The 18805-nt window shown below is 74.0% G+C and carries 13 protein-coding genes; 9 read left to right on the top strand and 4 right to left on the bottom strand.

Annotated elements, in window-relative coordinates:
* Nucleotides 1-35: 35 nt before the first annotated feature.
* The 3 genes from ACFU7Y_RS00570 to ACFU7Y_RS00560 form a co-directional block, all read right to left on the bottom strand.
* Nucleotides 36-3587, bottom strand: a complete 3552-nt coding sequence (locus ACFU7Y_RS00570; protein ID WP_380765770.1) for a hypothetical protein — start codon at nt 3585-3587, stop codon at nt 36-38.
* A gap of 281 nt (nt 3588-3868) precedes the next feature.
* A complete protein-coding gene (locus tag ACFU7Y_RS00565) occupies nt 3869-5986 on the bottom strand; it encodes a bifunctional diguanylate cyclase/phosphodiesterase (RefSeq protein ID WP_224284459.1) in 2118 nt (705 codons plus the stop codon).
* Nucleotides 5987-6215: 229 nt separating this feature from the next.
* Nucleotides 6216-7022: an SAM-dependent methyltransferase gene (locus ACFU7Y_RS00560; protein WP_224284621.1), complete on the bottom strand. Its 807-nt coding sequence runs from the start codon at nt 7020-7022 to the stop codon at nt 6216-6218.
* 249 nt (nt 7023-7271) lie between these two features.
* Between ACFU7Y_RS00560 and ACFU7Y_RS00555 the strand changes: the two genes are divergently transcribed.
* The 7 genes from ACFU7Y_RS00555 to ACFU7Y_RS00525 all read left to right on the top strand — a co-directional run bounded on the left by ACFU7Y_RS00555 (nt 7272) and on the right by ACFU7Y_RS00525 (nt 15245).
* Nucleotides 7272-7739 carry an SRPBCC family protein gene (locus tag ACFU7Y_RS00555; protein WP_224284622.1) on the top strand — a complete coding sequence of 156 codons (468 nt, stop codon included), beginning with the start codon at nt 7272-7274 and terminating at the stop codon, nt 7737-7739.
* Nucleotides 7736-8953 (top strand): aminotransferase class I/II-fold pyridoxal phosphate-dependent enzyme, encoded by a 1218-nt coding sequence (locus tag ACFU7Y_RS00550; RefSeq protein WP_380765767.1) that lies wholly within the window; start codon nt 7736-7738, stop codon nt 8951-8953. Before ACFU7Y_RS00555 ends, ACFU7Y_RS00550 begins: the two co-directional genes overlap by 4 nt.
* A gap of 263 nt (nt 8954-9216) precedes the next feature.
* Nucleotides 9217-10524 (top strand): ergothioneine biosynthesis glutamate--cysteine ligase EgtA, encoded by a 1308-nt coding sequence (gene egtA, locus ACFU7Y_RS00545; RefSeq protein WP_380765765.1) that lies wholly within the window; start codon nt 9217-9219, stop codon nt 10522-10524.
* On the top strand, nt 10521-11909 hold the full coding sequence (gene egtB, locus ACFU7Y_RS00540; protein WP_224281916.1) for an ergothioneine biosynthesis protein EgtB: 1389 nt from the start codon (nt 10521-10523) through the stop codon (nt 11907-11909). Before egtA ends, egtB begins: the two co-directional genes overlap by 4 nt.
* Complete coding sequence (gene egtC, locus ACFU7Y_RS00535) at nt 11909-12658, top strand: ergothioneine biosynthesis protein EgtC (RefSeq protein ID WP_224281918.1); 750 nt, start codon at nt 11909-11911, stop codon at nt 12656-12658. Before egtB ends, egtC begins: the two co-directional genes overlap by 1 nt.
* Before the next feature lie 44 nt (nt 12659-12702).
* Nucleotides 12703-13674, top strand: coding sequence for an L-histidine N(alpha)-methyltransferase (gene egtD, locus ACFU7Y_RS00530; protein ID WP_380765763.1), 972 nt, complete (start codon nt 12703-12705; stop codon nt 13672-13674).
* Between the two features lie 143 nt (nt 13675-13817).
* Nucleotides 13818-15245 (top strand): sugar porter family MFS transporter, encoded by a 1428-nt coding sequence (locus tag ACFU7Y_RS00525; protein WP_374120021.1) that lies wholly within the window; start codon nt 13818-13820, stop codon nt 15243-15245.
* A gap of 179 nt (nt 15246-15424) precedes the next feature.
* Here ACFU7Y_RS00525 and ACFU7Y_RS00520 read toward each other — a convergent pair whose 3' ends face one another.
* Nucleotides 15425-16069 (bottom strand): TetR/AcrR family transcriptional regulator C-terminal domain-containing protein, encoded by a 645-nt coding sequence (locus ACFU7Y_RS00520; RefSeq protein WP_224281922.1) that lies wholly within the window; start codon nt 16067-16069, stop codon nt 15425-15427.
* Between the two features lie 171 nt (nt 16070-16240).
* On the opposite strand from ACFU7Y_RS00520, the gene ACFU7Y_RS00515 reads away from it, so the two are divergent.
* Together ACFU7Y_RS00515 and ACFU7Y_RS00510 are read left to right on the top strand one after the other, a co-directional pair.
* Complete coding sequence (locus ACFU7Y_RS00515; RefSeq protein ID WP_224281923.1) at nt 16241-17404, top strand: acyl-CoA dehydrogenase family protein; 1164 nt, start codon at nt 16241-16243, stop codon at nt 17402-17404.
* 74 nt (nt 17405-17478) lie between these two features.
* Nucleotides 17479-18678, top strand: a complete 1200-nt coding sequence (locus ACFU7Y_RS00510) for an acetyl-CoA C-acyltransferase (RefSeq protein WP_224281924.1) — start codon at nt 17479-17481, stop codon at nt 18676-18678.
* The last annotated feature ends 127 nt before the right edge of the window (nt 18679-18805 follow it).

Genomic DNA, 18805 nt, shown 5'->3' with positions numbered 1-18805 from the left:
TCAGCCATTCGCTGCCATCCGTCAGCGGCCGTCCGTCACCTGCGCCCCCGCCCGCCCCGGACCGTCCGCAGTCCCGCGTACGCCGCCAGCGGCAGGGCCACCAGCAGTGCGGCCCAGAACGCCCCGTGGCCCCACAGCCCCGCGATCGCCCGGAACGGCCCCTCGAACACCGGAATCCGCAGCGCCTCGACCGGCCCCAGCGGCCCGGGCCACGCGCCCAGGAACAGGGTGGCCGGCACCCAGAGCGCGAACAGCCCCCGGGCGGTGGTCGGCGTCCCCAGGGTGCTCACCAGCGACACCACCGCCAGCAGCAGGACGAACCCTGCCTGGTAGGCCGCACCGCTCTGCCCCGTCCCCCAGGAGCCGGGCGTCCGGTGCACCCCGGTGGCCGCGAGCCGCACCTCGACCGCCGCCCACAGCAGCAGCACCAGCACCGCCGTCGTCCCGAGCGCGAACCGCACCCGGTCGCGCGCGCCCGCACCGCCCGTCCGCCACTGCCCGGACGGCGCGCTCCGCACCCGCTCGGCAGTGGTGGCCCCGGACGACCGCGCCGCGCTGCGCGCGTCCAGCCGCCGCCAGGCCTCCCGGACCTGCTTGCGGGCCTCATGAGCGGGCTTCAGCAGCCGGCTGGACACCCGTTCGATCAGCATGAGCGAGACCACGACCGCGACCACCGCCGCGATGCCGGCCCAGCTCCCCATCCCGCCTTCGAACACGACCACCCGGTCGGCCACCGACTGCGGCGTCTCCAGTGCCGTCATCGGTGGCCCGAGCCGCAGGTAACCGATGGCCAGGGCCCCGGCCCCGGTCAGCAGCGCCGTACCGATGCCCACCCGGGCGGGGAAGAACGCGATCACGGCGGCCGCGACGAACCCCGCGCCGAGCTGTCCGACCACCTGCCGGGCCGCGTGGTCGCCGGCCTTCCGCAGGTGGCCGCCGAAGGCACCGGTGGGCGAGAGGTCGAGCTTCTCCCCCGCCTCGATCGGGTAGCGGAGCACCGCCCCCGCCCACAGCAGCAGCCCGAAGGCGAGGAGCAGCAGCAGGACCGCCCCGGCCCGGCGCGGAAGGCCGGTGCGGGCGTGCGGCCACCAGGCGGCCAGTCGGCCCCGCCAGTCCACCGGCGGCCGCCGACGCCGGTTTCGCCACAGCCGGGTCAGCCGTCCTTCCCGGCGCACCTCGGCCTCCGGCTCGGGCCGCTCGGGCCGTCCCCGTCCACGCCTGCGCAGGGCCTCCGCCGCGACCAGGGCCGCCCGCCCGGCCGGCTGCGCCGGGTCGGCGCCCACCGCCCGGCGCCGCAGCGCGGACCAACGGCGCCGCACCACATCCCGGGGAGTGGCCGCGGCCGGGTCGGGCGCCGGCCTGCGGGCGACCGTCCGTACGGCGGTGCGGGCGCCCGCGCCCACCGCCAGCGCGCCGTCCACCACCGTGGCGGCCACCACGGCCGCGAGCTCCGACACCCGCTCGGGCAGCGGCAGCCGGTGCAGTGCGGCGGGCAGCGGCGAGAGCCGGCCGAGCAACCGCGCGCGCTCCTCGGGCCGGATGCTCAGCCAGACCGCCTGCCGGTGCGCCTCCTCGCGCTCCTCCGGGCTGAGTCCGTCGCCGCCGCGCCGGCCGCCGCCGACGGTGCGGGCCAACCGGTCCACCTCGGCCAGCACCTCCGGCAGTCCGGCCAGCGCGAGCAGCCGCGAGCAGTGCTCGCCCGCGCATTCGGGGTGGAAGCAGTCGTAGCGGGCGACCACGGCCGGCGCCCCGCCCCGGACCAGTTCGTCGATGAACTCGGCGCCGTCCGGTTCGGAGACGACGCGTTCCAGCCCGGTGGTGTCGATCGGACGGTCGCGGTAGTGCGCGACTGCGCCCGGGGCGAAGGCCGCGCCCAGGGCGAGCACCGCGACCGCCGCCACGGACTCGCGCCGGGAGCCGGGCGCCCGGGCCACGTCGGAGAGGTAGTGCAGGTCGAAGACGGTGTCCTCGACCTCGTCCCGCAGCCAGTCGCGCACCCGTTCCGCTCCCCCGGTGGAGAGCCAGCGGGCCGCCGCGCCGGAGTTCTTGAGCAGCGCCTCGGTGAGCCGGACCGGGTCGGTGAACGGGTTGCCGAGGAAGGTGACCGGCCGATGCGCCCGGGCCTGTGCCTGCGGCCGGCGACGGATCACCTCGGGGGTGCCGCCGGCCAGCCAGCTCCGGACCTGCGACGCGGTCCAGCGGTCCTCCGGCTTCTTGGTGAACAGCCCTTGGAGGAGCAACAGTTGGCGCGGGTCACGGACGGCGCCGAGGTCCACCTCCTCGCCCATGACCAGTTCCAGCTCCAGCTCCTGGTCGGCCGGGCGCTCGCCGTCCGCGCCGACGAAGCGCGGGCGGCCGACGAACAGCTCGTACAGCACGTTGCCCAGCCCCCACCAGGGACCGGCCTGGTGGTTCTTGCCGGCCAGCTGCTCGGGAGCCATGTAGGCGACGGTGACCATCATCGCGGAGGTGAACCGGCGGCTGTCGGTGAGCCGGTCGACGCCGCCGAAGTCGGCGATCACGAACTCCCCGGACCCGCTGCCGGGCCGCACCAGGATGTTGGCGGGCTTGAAGTCCAGCGGGTTGCGCTTGATCCGCTGCTGCCAGAAGTCGAGCAGGGCGACGAGCTCGTAGACGATCTGCTCGGAGGTCCGCCGGTCGCCGTTTCCGCCCGCCCGCCACAGCTCGGCGACGTGCGCGGCGAGGGTGACCGGCAGGTACTCCATGGCCACCCAGTCGACCTGGGCGCCGTGGTGGCGGACCCGGCCGAAGTCGATCAGGTGCGGGACGTGCCGGCGGAAGCCGTCGTTGCGCAGGTGGGAGAGTAGGTCGTGGTCCATCGGCTGACCGGCGACTGCCACCTTGACGGCCGCGTCGCCACCGCCGTCGGTGCGTCGGACGTACCAGACGGTGCCCTCGGAGCCGGCCCCGGCCCGGCCCAGCGGGATGAAGCGGTTCCGCAGGGCGTCCGGGAAGGCGCCCTCGAACGATCCGTCGGCGCCCAGGACGTCACCGAACCCGCCTTCGGGGCCGCCCGACCTGCCACCCGGCGCTCCGCCCGGGCCTGAGCCCGGACCTGCGCCGGGACCACCGCCCGGAGCGGGGCCGCCGGGCCCGATGCTGTCCTGCCAGGAGGGCGAGCCGCCCCCGGTTCCCGACCGGGGCCGGACGACCTCGGTCACCGCCTCCGAATCGGCGCCTCCCGGATGCCCCGGTCGGCCCGGCCGGACCTCCGTCCGGGCGTGCGGGTCGTACCGCGGTTCGGCATCCGGCTTCCGGCGGGTGGCAGCCTCCGGGTCGTACCGCGGCTCGACGCCGGATATCCGGCGCGTCGCGGCCTCCGGATCGAAGCGCGGCGGGGTGGCGGGCGCCCGGCGGGTCGCGGCCTGCGGGTCCACCCGGGTCGGCGGGACGGACCCGAGCCGGGACGACCGGTCCGGGGCGGCGTCGGAGCCGCGCCAACGCCCTCGGGACCACCGCTCCACCCTGCTCCGCGGCGGATTCCCCGGCTCGGCTCCGGCGGCCGACCGGGGCCTCGGCCCGCGCCGATCGCCCTCGGCCGGGTCCGCGTCCTCCGTCGTGCCCATGCGACGCTCCCCTCCCCCGCAGCCCGGACCGGCGCGGGGCCGTGAGCGTGGGCGCACCGGTGCCGGGGTGGTGAATTCGACGCGTCATCATCCCGCATGGCGGGCAGGGGTGTCGGGCGCTTTTCCGGATCAGGACCGACCCACCGCAGGACCGGTACCGAAGCACCCGTCCGCAACGGGGAACCGGCGCCGTCGACGCCGCGGCGGGTACGGTGCCGCCCGCACGCAGCCGCACCGCAGGCCGCACCGCGGTCGGTGAGCAGCCGGACCGCAGCGGGCTCTCAGCGCTCCTCGACCGGGCGCCCGTTCGGCTCCTCCACGATCCGCCGGGCGATCTCGCCCGGCGGCACCGGGCGCCCGAAGTGCCAGCCCTGCGCCCAGTCGCAGCCCAGGGTCCGCAGCCGCTCGGCGTCCCGGCGGGTCTCCACGCCCTCGGCGGTGACGTTCAGCCCGAGCGCGTGCGCCATGGACACCAGTCCGCTGACGATCCGCCACCCGGTGGACTCGTCCTTCCCCGGTTCGTGCAGGTCGCCGACGAAGGAACCGGCGATCTTCAGCCCGGAAACCGGCAGGTCGCGCAGGTAGGCGAGGTTGGACCAGCCGGTGCCGAAGTCGTCCACGGCCAGCGACACCCCGAGGTCGACCAGCCCGTGCAGGGTGCGCAGCGCCTCGTCCTCGGGCCCGACCACGGTCGACTCGGTGATCTCCAGCTGCAGCCGGGCCGGGTCCAGTCCGGTGTTGTCGAGGATCCGGCCGAGGTCGCTGACCAGGGCTGCACTGCGCGCCTGCCGGACCGCCAGGTTGACGTTGAGCTGCGGGGCGGCGTCGCCGTACTGCTTGATCCAGTCCGAGGCCTGGCCGCAGGCCTGCTCCAGCACCCAGCGGCCGAGCGGCATGATCAGCCCGGTCTCCTCGGCGGTGGTGACGAACTCGTCCGGGCCGAGCACCCCGAGCTGCGGGTGACGCCAGCGCACCAACGCCTCCACGGCGGCCAGCCGGCCGTCCGCGAGGCGGTAGAGCGGCTGGTAGTCGATGAAGAACTCACCGCGGTCGAGGGCCGCAGGCATCCGCACCGACACCGCGTAGCGGCTGACCGCCCGGGCGTTCTCCTTGGGGTCGAACAGGGTCCAGCGGCCGCGACCGGCCTCCTTGGCGCGGTACAGCGTCAGGTCGGCGGCGCGGACGGCCGCGCCCGGGGTGGTGGTGGACACCCGCCGCTCCAGCACGCCGACACTGGCGCCGACGGCGAGCTTGTGGTCGCCGATCAGCACCGGCCCTGCCAGCGCCTTGAGCACGGTCTTCGCAGCGGCCACCGCTTCCTGCTCGCCCCGGCACTTCTCCAGCAGGACGACGAACTCGTCGCCACCGAGCCGGGCCACCAGGTGGCCGAGCGGGCTGAGGGCGGCCTTCAGCCGGGCGGCGACGGCGGCCAGCAACTGGTCGCCCATGTCGTGGCCGAGGCTGTCGTTGACCACCTTGAAACCGTCGAGGTCGACGTAACAGAGGCCGAAGCGGGCGCCCGGCTCGGGCTCCTCGAACAGCTTCTCCAGCCGCTCGAAGAAGGCCGCACGGTTGGGCAGGCCGGTCAGCGGGTCGTGGGTGGCCTGATGGCGCAGCCGCTCCTGGAGCCGGTAGCGGTCGGTGACGTCCTCCAGCATCGCGACCTGGTACTGCGGGGAGCCGTCGTCGTCGCGGATCAGCGAGACGGTCAGGTGGGTCCAGACCACCTCGCCGTCCTGGCGGTAGTACGGCTTGTCGAACTGGAAGTAGTCGCGCTTGCCGCTGATCAGCTCCTCGTACGCCTCCCACACACCCGGGGTGTCCTCGGGGTGCACGAGGTCGCCGACCCGGCGGCCGATCATGTCCTCCGGGCCTGCGCCGAACAGCCCCTGGAGGGCCTTGTTGACCGCCATGATGTTGCCGTCGGTGTCGCCGATGCCGATGCCGATCGCGGCGCTCTCGAACAGCGCCCGGAACCGGGCCTCGGAGGCGCGCAGCGCCCGCTCGGCCTCCTTGCGGGCGGCGTCGGCGGCGGTGCGGATGGCCTCCTGCTCGGTCAGCGTGCGTTCGCGCAGGGCGGCCGCCCAGCCGGCCGCGAAGGCACCGGTCAGTGCCGGGCCGCGGTCGTCGTGGACGGGCTGGGACTGGAGCAGCTCGACCGCCCGGGCCAGCAGCACCGGGTCGGTGAAGTGGGCGTCGACCAGTTCGGCGCCGGCCTGCGCGGCCAGCCGCGGCTCGAACGGCTCGTCCTCCTGGGCACGGTGCAGCAGCGCGGCGGTGCGCGCGACCAGCCGGCCGAGCAGGCCGGGGTGGACGGCGATGCCGTGGTCGGCGGAGAGCAGCCGGGCCCAGTCCTCGTGGAACCGCTCCGCCTTGCCGCGCACCGGGGTGGTACTCATCTGCTGAACCTGGTTCCTCTGCTGTGCGCGCCGGTTGCGGCGGGCCCGGCGACGGCCGCTCGGCCCGTACCGCGGCCGTGCACACCGCGCTCGCGGGTTCCGCGGCCGTGCGTCTCACGGCCGCGGATCCCGCGGTCGCGAGTCCCGCTGCCGCCCGTACCCGGCGCCGTGCTCCCGGCGGCCGCCGCGCGGGGCGTACGGCCGTCGGCGCCTCGTCCGTCGCGTCCGATCAAGGGCGGAACCCCACGCCCGCCACGCCGGTCATCCGCTCGGGGTGCTCGCCGACCGTACCGGGCTGGTCCGGGCGCCACAGCGGCAGGTAGACCACGCCCGGCTCGACCAGCTCGAAGCCGGAGAACATCGCGGTGATCTGCTCGTGGGTGCGCATGGTCAGCGGGGTCGGCGTCCGCCGGTAGAGCTTCTGGTGGTCCTCGGCTTGGTCCGGGCGGCCCTCCAGAGAGGCGTGCGAGAGCACCAGCGCGCTGCCGGGCGGGAGGGCGTCGCGGATCACACCGATCTGCTTCCACGGGTCGTCTTCGTCGCCGACGAAGTGGGCGACGGCAACCAGCAGCACGCCCACCGGTTCGCCGGCCGCCAGCAGTTCGGCGACCTCGGGACGGGCCAGCAGGTCGGCGGCGTCGCGCAGGTCGGCCTGGACGACGGCGCTGCCCGGGTCGTCCTCCAGCAGCAGGCGGCTGTGCGCGACGGCGACCGGGTCGCGGTCCACGTAGACGACTGTCGCCTCGGGGCGGATCGCGCGGGCGATCTCGTGCACCGCTCCGAAGGTCGGGATGCCGGATCCGATGTCCAGGAAGCGGGTGACGCCCTGCTCGGCGAGGAAGGTCACGGCCCGGCGCAGGAAGGCGCGGTTGGAGCGCATGATCTGCGGCAGCTCCGGCCACAGGGCGATCGCCTTGCGGGCCATCTCCCGGTCGACCTCGAAGTTGTGCGAGCCCCCCAGGTAGTAGTCGTAGACCCGCGCGGCGTTCGGTTTGTCCAGGTCCGTACCCTCCGGTACCCAGCTCGGTCGCCGCATGCCTGTGACTCCTTCACTCCGGATTCTGGGGTTGCAGCGCCCAGGGGGCGCTGCCGTGACTGATGAGACTACAAGCACGGAAGATCCTCCCCTGCACCCCGAACGGGTGCAAGCGGAGTGCCCCCTTCCCGGCTGACGGGCGTTTCCGGAACGTTCACTTCCGGGCGGGGCCTGAGCCGCGGACCAACTCGGCAACGTTCCAGCGGCGTTCGCCCCTCCGCCCGACCGGGCCGCAATAGTGTGGGGGCCGTGGATCCCAACCACTACCGATTCCGGGGCGTCTGGCGGCTCACGGCTCCGGCACCCGCCGTCTACGCGGCGTTGGAGGACGTGCGGAGCTATCCGCTGTGGTGGCCGGAGGTCCGCGAGGTCCGGCCGACCGGCGACGACTCCGGGGACATGGTGGTGCGCGCACTACTGCCGTACCGCCTGGCGATCGGCCTGGTGGCGAGTCGGCGCGACCCGGTCGCCGGGGTGCTGGAGGTGACCATGCGGGGCGACCTGGACGGGTGGTCGCGGTTCACGGTGACGCCGGACGGGCCGGGCGGGCCGGACGGCGCGGGCAGCCGGGTGCTCTTCGAGGAGGACACCCGGCCCGGCAAGCCCCTGTTGCGCCGGCTCGCCCTACCGCTGCACCCGCTGTTCCGGGCCAACCACGCGGTGATGATGCTCCGTGGACAGCGAGGGCTCGCGGCGTATCTGGCGGCGAACAGATGACAGACGACAGCTTTCAGCGAACAGATGACAGATTTCGAAATCTGTCATCTGTTTGCGACGCCCCCGCGCCCGCCGACGCCCCCGACCCCGGCTTCGGCTTTGACGCCCCCTTCGACCGCGCCGGCACCGGCAGCAGCAAGTGGGCCCGTGCGGACGCCCCCGGGGTGATCCCGATGGGCCTCGCCGACATGGACCTGCCCGGCCCGCCCTCCGTCGCCGAGGCGCTGGAGCGGCGCGCCCGTCACCGCGCGTACGGCTACACGGTGTGCGACCCGGCCGGCCGCACGCTGGTGGCCGACTGGTACCGCGCCCGGCACGGCGCCGCGGTGGACCCGGACTGGGTCCTGCTGCTGCCCTGCGGCCCCCGCACCGCGCTGCGCATCCTGCTGGAGACCGTACGGCCGCAGGCCCCCGTCCTCTTCCCCACCCCCGAGTGGGGCGGCTTCGCCCAACTCTGCCGCGCGGCCGGCCTCCCGTACCGCGAACTGCCGCTGCACCTGGGCCCGGGCGGCTACCGGCTCCCGCACGGCCCGCTCCCCCGCCCCGCCGGCGCCGTGCTCCTGAGCAACCCCCACAACCCCTCCGGCACGGTGTGGTCGGCCGGCGCGGTGCGCGCTCTCGCCGCACGAGCGGCCGAGAACGGTGCGCTGCTGGTCTCGGACGAGGTGCACGGCGACCTCACCCACCCCGGCCGGGCCCACCCCGTCGCCGTCACCACCGTCGACCCGGCGCACCGGCACCTGGCCGTCACCCTCAACTCCGTCGGCAAGACCTTCAACTGCTCCGGCATTCCCAGCAGTTTCGCCCTCGTCCCCGACCCCGGACTGCGGGCCCGGCTCACCGAGGCGCTGGCCGGCTACGGGCTCTGGGAGGGTGGCCTGCTGGAGCAGACCGTACAGCGGGCGGCGCTGTGCGAGGGCACCCCATGGCTGGACGCGTTGCTTGCCCACCTGGCCGCCGCCCGCACCCGGCTGACCGATCGGCTCGGGCCCGCCGTCCGCTCCGCCCCGCAGGCCTCCTACCTGCTCTGGCTGGACGCCGCCGCGCTCGGCCTGCCGCCCGCAGACGCCCGCCGGGCGCTGGTGGAGCGCTGCGGCCTGGAGGCCTCCGACGGCGCCGAGTTCGGCCCCGGCGGCCGGGGTTCGCTACGCCTGAACTACGCCCTGCCGGGGCCGGTGCTGGCGACCGTCCTGGAACGGCTGGAGCGCCTGTGACCCCGGCACATGCCCCGACAGGACCCACCCCGCACCCCGCCGGCCGACCACCCGGCGATCCCGGCCTCACCCGTTCGCCACACCGCTGACCTGCAAGAACGAACGTTCACACGATTTTTGCGGGGCGCCCCGGCATGCTCCGTAGCAGACTGGGCAGGGTAGACCGGGCCGCAATCGTGATCCCGAGGATGGTGAGTCCGGTGATACCGGTATCCCGCACCACTCCGCCCGACCGGCAGAGCACGCCACTACCCCCTCCGGGGGTGACCCCGCTGACCGAATCGGGGGCGCGCAGCCACGTGTCGGGCGTCTGTTTCAAGATCGGACCGCCCCGCCTGGTGGGTGTGGAGGTCGAGTGGTTCGTCCATGACGATCGATGTCCCTCCCGGCCCGTACGGCCGGAACTGCTCCACGCCGCACTGGAGTCGCTGCCCCTCGGCGGCCCGGACGGCACCTCGCTCCCCTCCGGTTCGCGTCTCACACTCGAACCCGGCGGACAGGTCGAGCTCAGCTCCCCGCCCGCCACCGGCCTCCTGGCCTGCGTCGAGGACACTCGCCGCGATCTGACCGCCCTGCGGGCCGCCTTCGCGGCGCAGGGCCTGCGACTCACCGGCACCGGGACGGACCCGCTGGCCCGCCCCCGACGGATGGTGCTGGACCACCCCCGCTACCTCGCGATGGAGCGCTTCTTCGACTCCGCCGGGCCCTGGGGCCGGATCATGATGACCGGTACCGCGTCGGTGCAGGTGTGCCTGGACGCCGGCGACGCGGACGGCCCGCACGCGATGGAGCACCGCTGGCGACTGGCCCACCTACTGGGCCCGGTGCTGGTCGCCGCCTTCGCCAACTCCCCCGTCCTGGACGGACGTCCGACCGGTCACCGGTCCACCCGGCAGGCCGTCTGGTCCCGGATGGACCCGACCCGCACGCTCGCCCCGGAGCCGGACCACGGCGACCCGCGCGAGGCCTGGGCGCAGTACGTGCTGGACGCCCGGGTGCTGTGCGTACGACGGCCCGAGGGCCTTCCCTGGACGGCCCCGGCCGGGCTGACCTTCCGCGACTGGATCCGCGGCGCGGGCGAACGCCCGCCCACGCTCGACGACTTGGACTACCACCGCACCACCCTCTTCCCTCCGGTGCGCCCGCGCGGCCACCTGGAGCTGCGGATGATCGACGCCCAGCCCGGGGACGGCTGGGTGGTGGTCGCCGCGCTGGTCACCGCCCTGCTGGACGACCCGGTGGCCGCCGACGCCGCGCTGGCCGCGCTGGAGCGGCTGGACCCCTTCGATCGACCGGAGGGGGCGGGCGGCCCGCGCCCGCCGCGCAGCGAGGTCTGGCGCCGCGCCGCCACCCTCGCCATGGCCGACCCCGAGCTGCGCCGGGCCGCCCTCACCTGCTTCGCCGCCGCCGACGCCGCGCTGGGCCGCCTTCCCGGCGCCGAGGCGCTGCGCACCGCCGTCGCCGAGTTCGCCGAGCGCTACCCCGCGCGCAGCCGCTGCCCGGCCGACGACCAGCTGGACGCCCTGCGCTCCGGCACCCGACGCACTCCCCCGGAGGAGGCCGCCCCATGACCCACGTCCGACCCCACGGGGGCCCCGAGGCAGGCAGCACGGACCGCACCGGCGCCGTCAGCGCCCCCGACGCCACCAGCGCCGAGGCGCTGCGCGAGAGCATCGCCGCCGAACTGCTGGCCGCCCGCGCCCGGACCGCCGCACTGACCGACTGCGTCGACGACGGCGACCTCACCGCCCAGCACTCCCCGCTGATGTCCCCGCTGGTCTGGGACCTCGCGCACATCGGCAACCAGGAGGAGCTCTGGCTGCTGCGCAACGTCGGCGGCCGTGACCCGATGCACCCCGAGATCGACCCGCTCTACGACGCCTTCCAGCACCCGCGCGCCGAGCGCCCCAGCCTGCCGCTGCTGCCGCCCGCCGAGGCTCGCGCGTACGCCCACGAGGTGCGCGGCCGGGTTCTGGACCTGCTCGCCGCCAGCCCGCTGGAGGGCGCGCCGCTGCTGGAGGCCGGGTTCGCCTTCGGGATGATCGCCCAGCACGAGCAGCAGCACGACGAGACGATGCTGATCACCCACCAACTCCGCAGGGGCGAGCCGGCCCTGGCGGCTCCCGCGCCGCCGCCCGTACCCGCGGACGCGACCACGCTTCCCTCCGAAGTCCTCATCCCCGCAGGACCGTTCACCATGGGAACGGACACCGAGCCGTGGGCGCTGGACAACGAGCGCCCGGCGCACGCCGTCGACCTGCCGGCCTTCCTGCTGGACACCACCCCGGTCACCAACGCCGCCTACCAGCGCTTCATCGCGGACGGCGGCTACGACGACCCGCGCTGGTGGACGCCGGAAGGCTGGGAGCACCGGCGGAATGCCGGCCTGACCGCCCCGCTGTTCTGGCGCCATGAGGACGGCCAGTGGCTCCGCCGACGCTTCGGCACGGTGGAACCGGTCGTTCCGGACGAACCGGTGCTGCACGTCAGCTGGTACGAGGCCGACGCGTACGCCCGGTGGGCCGGACGGCGGCTGCCGACCGAGGCCGAGTGGGAGAAGGCGGCCCGGCACGACCCGGCCACCGACCGCTCCCGCCGCTATCCGTGGGGCGACGGTCCGCCCGGCCCCGAGCACGCCAACCTCGGCCAGCGCCACCTGCGCCCGGCCGGGGCCGGGAGCTACCCGAAGGGCCAGTCACCGTACGGTGTCCGCCAGTTGATCGGCGACGTGTGGGAGTGGACGGCCAGCGACTTCCGCCCCTACCCGGGCTTCCGGGCCTGGCCGTACCAGGAGTACTCGGAGGTGTTCTTCGGCCCCGAGTACAAGGTGCTGCGCGGCGGCTGCTTCGCGGTGGCACCGGTGGCCTGCCGGGGCACCTTCCGCAACTGGGACTACCCGATCCGGCGGCAGATCTTCGCCGGGTTCCGCACCGCGCGCGACGCGGAGACGGCCTGATGTGCCGTCACATCGCGTACATCGGCGAGCCGGTGGCGCCCCAGGAGCTACTGGTGCACCCGCCGTGCGGGCTGCACCGACAGTCCTGGGCGCCCCGGGTCCAGCAGTACGGCACGGTCAACGCGGACGGTTTCGGCCTCGGCTGGTACGCGGACGGGGACGAGGTGCCCGCCCGTTACCGCCGGACCGGGCCGATCTGGGCGGACGAGACCTTCGCCGACCTCGCCCGGGTGGTCCGCACCCGGGCGCTGCTGGCCGCCGTCCGCTCCGCCACCGAGGGCTGTGCACCGGGCGAGGGAGCGGCCGCGCCGTTCGCCTCCGAGCGCTGGCTGTTCAGCCACAACGGCGCGGTGGCCGGCTGGCCCGGCAAGTTGGACGCGCTGGCCGCCCTGCTCCCCCCGGCCGAGTTGCTGGACCTGGAGGCGCGCACCGACTCGGCACTGCTGTGGGCGCTCACCCTGCACCGGCTGCGGGCCGGCGCCGGGCTGGGCGAGGCACTGGCGGGCACCGTCGCGGACGTCACCGAGCACACCACCGGGCGGCTCAACCTGCTGCTCACCGACGGTGTCACGATCGCCGCGACCACCTGGGGCGACACCCTGTACCACCGCACCCTGCCAGGCCTCGGCACGGTGGTGGCCTCCGAGCCGTACGACGACGCGCCGGGCTGGAAGCCCGTCCCGGACGGTTCGCTGCTACTGGTGGACTCACGCGGCGTCACCGTGCACCGCCTCCCCGGCCGTGACTGACCCCCACCCTCCCTTCATCTTCTGAACAGAGGAACCACCCTGTCATGGACACCTTTGATCTCACCCGACTGCTGCCCGCCGACCACTTCAGCACCGCGCTGCGCCACGACGTGCAGCACGGGCTGACCGCGCAGCCCAAGTGGCTGCCGCCGAAGTGGTTCTACGACGCACGCGGCAGCGAACTGTTCGAGGAGATCACCCGACTGCCCGAGTACTACCCGACCCGTGCGGAGCGGGCCATCCTGACCGACCGGGCCGGCGAGATCGCCGCCGCCACGGGGGCCCGCACCCTGGTCGAGCTGGGCTCCGGCTCCTCCGAGAAGACCCGGCTGCTGCTGGACGCCCTGCGCGCGCTCGGCACCCTGGAGGCGTACGTCCCGGTGGACGTCAGCGAGAGCGCGCTGACCGCGGCCGGCGTCGCGCTCGCCGCCGAGTACCCCGGGCTCGCGGTGCGCGGCGTGCTCGCCGACTTCACCGCCAGGCTCGGCCTGCCCCCGGAGGGCGGCCCACGGCTGGTCGCCTTCCTCGGCGGCACCCTCGGCAACCTGCTGCCCCCGGAGCGCGCGGCCTTCCTGCGCGGCCTGCGCGCCGCCCTCGACCCCGGCGACTTCCTGCTGCTCGGCACCGACCTGGTCAAGGACCCCGCGGTTCTGGTCGCCGCCTACGACGACGGTGCCGGGGTGACCTCCGAGTTCAACCGGAACGTGCTGAACGTGCTCAACCGCGAACTGGGCGCCGACTTCGACCCGGACGCGTTCGAGCACGTCGCGCTCTGGGACGCCGAGCAGGAGTGGATCGAGATGCGACTGCGCTCGCTGCGCACGCAGACCGTGAAGATCCCGGCCCTGGACCTGCCGGTGCACTTCACCCGGGGCGAGGAACTGCGCACCGAGGTGTCGGCCAAGTTCCGCCGGGAGCGGGTGGCCGGGGAGCTGTCGGCTGCCGGGCTGCGACTGAGCCACTGGTGGACCGACCCGGAAGGCCGGTTCGGACTCTCGCTCGCCTCGCCGGCCTGACCGACACACCCCCGGGCGGCCCAATTTGCTTGTTCACCTTACGAATTCTCAGAGCGAAACTTGAGGGTCATGGTGTACAAGACTTAAACGAATAGGGGTTACGATCTCGGCTACCGAGCTCAGCGTTGAGTACCAGGAGTCAGATCGTGAGCGTCACCCAGAAGCCCTCCGGGGCGGTCGAGGCCCCCGCGCCCGGCCGCCTCGGCTTCGTCGTCTTCATCACCGCGGCAGCGGCCCTCGGCGGCTTCCTGTTCGGCTACGACAGCTCCGTGATCAACGGCGCCGTCTCCGGGATCCAGGAGAAGTTCGGCGTCGGAAGCGGCGTGACCGGCCTGATCGTGTCCTCCGCCCTGCTGGGCTCGGCGATCGGCGCAGCGTTTGCCGGGCGGTTCGCCGACCGGTACGGCCGCATCAAGGTCATGAAGGCGGGCGCCCTGCTGTTCGCGGTCAGCGCGGTCGGCTCGATGCTGCCGTTCTCCGCCTGGGACCTCGCGCTGTGGCGCGTCCTCGGCGGCGCGGCCATCGGCATCGCCTCGGTGATCGCCCCGACCTACATCGCCGAGGTCGCGCCGACCAAGTACCGGGGCCGGCTGGCCTCCTTCCAGCAGGCCGCGATCGTGCTCGGCATCGCGATATCCCAGCTGATCAACTGGCTGCTGGCGCAGGCCGCCGGCGGCGAGACCCGCGGCCACCTGCTCGGCCTGGAGGCCTGGCAGTGGATGCTCGGCATCTGCGTCGTCCCGGCCGCGGTCTACTTCGTGCTCTCCTCGGTCATCCCCGAGTCCCCGCGCTACCTGATCCAGGCCGAGCGCCTGGACGACGCCCGCAAGGTGCTCGCCGAGGTCGAGGGCGAGGGCGTGGACGCCGACGCCCGGATCGCCGAGATCCGGACGCTGATCGCCTCCGACCACCGCCCGCGCTTCCGTGACCTGCTCGGCGGCCGGTTCGGCCTGCTCCCGATCGTCTGGGTCGGCATCGGCCTGTCGGTCTTCCAGCAGCTGGTCGGCATCAACGTGATCTTCTACTACTCGTCGATCCTGTGGCAGTCGGTCGGCATCGACCAGAGCAACTCGCTGCTCATCAGCTTCGTCGGCTCCGTGATCAACATCCTCGGCACCGTGGTCGCGATCGTGCTGGTCGACCGCATCGGCCGCAAGCCGCTCGCCCTGATCGGCTCGGCCGGCATGGCGGTCGCGCTCGGCACCGCCGGCTGGGCCTTCTCCTCGGCCACCGGCAGCGGGGACAACCTCACCCTCCCCGACCTCCAGGGCACCGTCGCCCTGGTCGCCGCCAACGCCTTCGTGCTGTTCTTCGCGATGTCCTGGGGCGTGGTCGTCTGGGTGATGCTCGGCGAGATGTTCCCGAACCGGATCCGCGCCGCCGCCCTCTCCGTCGCCGCCTCCGCGCAGTGGATCGCGAACTGGGCGATCACCGTCTCGTTCCCGTCCATGTCGCGCTGGAACCTGTCGGCGACCTACCTGGTCTACGCCGCCTTCGCGGCGCTGTCCATCCTCTTCGTGGCGAAGTTCATGAAGGAGACCAAGGGCGTCCGACTGGAGGACATGGGCTGATCCGCCCGTCGTACTCCCGGCCCCCGCACCCCGTCGCGATCAGCACGGAGGCGCGGGGGCCGAATCGTTTCTGCGGGGCCGGCGAGCTTACGGAGCGCACGCCGTTCCGGCGGGGTTCGGGCTGTTGGGCCTCGCCTCAGGAGCGCCGCGCAACACCCTCAGGAACGCCGGGCATCGCCTCAGGAACGCTCGGCGAGCCGGGCGTAGCGCAGGGCGAGCCCATCGAGCAGCGCCTCCAGCCCGGTCTCGAAAGCGCCCTCGTCCACCGCCCCCCGGTGCCCGGCCAGCCGGTGCGCCTCGCCGAGGTGCGGGTAGTCGGCCGCGTCGTAGACCTCGGCGTCCGCCGGGAAACCGGCCGCGAAGGAGGCGAGCGCCGAGCCGGTGACGAAGTAGCGCATCAGTGCGCCGATCCTGGTCGCCTGGCCGCGCGGCCACCCGGACTCGACCAGGTGGCCGAAGACGGCGTCGGCCAGCCGCAGCGCGTTCGGCCGCCGCCCGGGGCCCTGGGCGAGCACCGGGACGATGTTGGGGTGGGCGGCCAGCGCGGCGCGATAGGAGCGGGCCCAGTCGCGCAGCGCCTCCGGCCAGGGCGTCCCGGCGGCCTTGAACATCGACAGGTCGACTTCGCCGATGACGCTGTCCACCACCGCGTCCAGCAGGTCGTCCTTGGTGGCGAAGTGGTTGTAGAGCGAGGGCCCGCTGACCGACAGCTCGGTGGCGAGTCGGCGGGTGGAGAGGGCGTCCAGCCCCTCGTCGTCGATCAGCCGCAGCGCGGCGGCGACGATGCGCTCGCGGCTGAGCAGCGGGGTGCGTGGACGGGCCATCGCGGTGGGTTCCTCCGGTTCCTCCGGTCGGGTGTGCTGGGGACCGATTCTGGCAGGTGCCCCTTCCCAGCGCGGGCCGGGCGGGGCTACAGTCCCTCCATAAAACTTGCAGCGCTAGTTTAATGGGTCGGCCCAGACGCCGGACCATGGACGCCGGATTCGGGAGCCGCCGTGAACCTGGAGTTGTCCGAGGAACAGAGCGCCGTCCGGGACCTCGCCGTCTCCTTCACCGACCGCGAGATCGTGCCGTACGCCGCCGAGTGGGACCGCGCCGAGTCCGTCGACCTCGCGATCATCGGCAAGCTGGCGAAGGTCGGCTTCCTCGGGCTGACCATCCCGGAGGAGTACGGCGGCAGCGGCGGCGACCACCTCGCGTACTGCCTCGTCCTGGAGGAGCTCGGGCGCGGCGACTCGGCCGTGCGCGGGATCGTCTCGGTCTCGCTCGGCCTGGTCGGCAAGTCGGTCAACGCCTTCGGCACCGAGGAGCAGAAGCGGCACTGGCTGCCCCGGCTCACCTCGGGCGAGGCGCTCGGCTGCTTCGCGCTCACCGAGCCGGGCACCGGATCGGACGCCGCCAACCTCACCACCCGGGCCGTCCGGGACGGCGACAACTGGCTGATCAGCGGCGCCAAGACGTTCATCACCAACGGCACCTGGGCCGACGTCGCCCTGGTCTTCGCCCGCACCGGCGGCGACGGACCCGACCAGCAGGGCCACCGGGGCATCACCGCGTTCCTGGTCCCCACCGACCTGCCCGGCTTCACCCGCACCGGGATCGACGGCAAGCTCGGCCTCCGCGGCCAGGCCACCGCCGGACTCTCCTTCGAGAACGTCCGGGTGCCCGACAGCGCCCGGCTCGGCGAGGTCGGCAAGGGGTTCACGGTGGCCATGGCCGCCCTGGCCAAGGGCCGGATGTCGGTGGCGGCCGGTTGCGTCGGCATCGCCCGGGCCTGCCTGGAGGCCGCCGTCCGCTACGCCGGCGAGCGCGAGCAGTTCGGCAAGCCGATCGCCTCGCACCAGCTCGTCCAGGAGCTGCTGGCCGGCATCGCCGTGGACGTCGAGGCGGCCCGGCTGCTCACCTGGAAGGTCGCCGACCACATCGAGCGCGGCCTGCCGTTCGCCACCGAGTCCTCCATCGCCAAGCTGTACGCCAGTGAGGCCGCCGTCCGGGCCGCCAACAACGCGCTCCAGGTCTTCGGCGGCTACGGGTTCATCGACGAGTACCCGGTCGGCAAGTACCTGCGCGACGCGCGGGTGATGACCCTCTACGAGGGCACCAGCCAGATCCACCAGCTGCTCATCGGACGCGCCCTCACCGGCGTCAACGCCTTCTGACCCCGCCACCAGCACCCCTGCCACCCGCACTCCCGCCACCAGCACTCCCGCCATCCGACAAGGAGCCCGACGACGTGCGTCCCGTCTACTTCGCCGCCGCCCGCCGCACACCCATCGGCCGGCTGCGCGGCGCGCTCGCCACGGTCCGCCCGGACGACCTCTCGGCCACCGTGCTGCGTGCCCTGCTCGCCGACGTGCCTTCGCTCGACCCGGCCCGGATCGACGACGTCTACTGGGGCGCCGCCAACCAGGCCGGCGAGGACAACCGCAACGCCGCCCGGATGGCCGTCCTGCTGGCCGGCCTGCCGGAGACCGTCCCCGGAGCCACCGTCAACCGGCTCTGCGCCTCGGGCCTGGAGGCCGTCACCCTCGCCGCCCGGGCCATCGGCTCCGGCGAGGCGGACGTGGTGCTGGCCGGCGGCTGCGAGTCGATGACCCGCGCCCCCTTCGTCCTCCCCCGCCCCGACGAGGCGCTGCCGCACCGGATGGAGACCTTCGACACCCGGCTCGGCTGGCGGCTCACCAACCCGCGGATGGCCGAACTGCACGGCGTGCTCAGCATGGGCGAGACGGCCGAGGAGGTGGCCACCCGGTACGCCATCGGCCGGGAACGCCAGGACGCCTTCGCTCTGCGCAGCCACCAACGGGCCGGCGCCGCCCGCAAGGACGGGCACTTCGACGCCGAACTCGTCCCGGTAGAGCGGCCGGACGGGGTGACGGTGAGCCGGGACGAGGGCATCCGCGAGGACACCAGCCTGGCGAAGCTCGCCGGCCTCAAGCCGGTGTTCCGGCCCGGGGGCACGGTCACCGCCGGGAACGCCTCGCCGATGAACGACGGCGCGGCCGGGCTGGTCCTGGTCAGTGAGGAGGCGCTGCGCGACCTCGGGCTCCGGCCGCTCGGCCGGTACGTGGCCGGCGCCTCGGCCGGGGTGCACCCGGACGTCATGGGCATCGGCCCGGTCCCGGCCACGGCGAAGGTGCTCGCACGGGCCGGCTGGTCGCTCGCCGACCTGGACACCGCCGAGCTCAACGAGGCCTTCGCGGCCCAGGCACTCGCCTCCGCCGACGGCATCGGGTTCAGCCCGGAGCAGGCCGAGGAGGTGGTCAACCCCAGTGGCGGGGCGATCGCGCTCGGCCACCCCCTGGGCGGCTCCGGTGCCCGCATCCTCACCACCCTGCTGCACCGGATGCGCCGCACCGGCGCCCGGCGCGGGCTGGCCACCATGTGTGTGGGTGTGGGGCAGGGTACGGCCGTGCTGGTCGAGAACGTCTGACAAACCGGCGGCGGCGGGTGGCAGATGACGGAGGACGGCGAACGGATGACAGGTAACAGATGTTGAAAGCTGTCATCTGTTATCTGTTATCCGTCGAATGTCGGCCGTCGCCTGCCGCTCGTCGCCT

Origin of the sequence: Kitasatospora sp. NPDC057542 (assembly GCF_042801945.1) — a bacterium.
Taxonomy (GTDB): domain Bacteria; phylum Actinomycetota; class Actinomycetes; order Streptomycetales; family Streptomycetaceae; genus Kitasatospora.
This window is presented reverse-complemented; position numbering and strand designations above follow the sequence as displayed.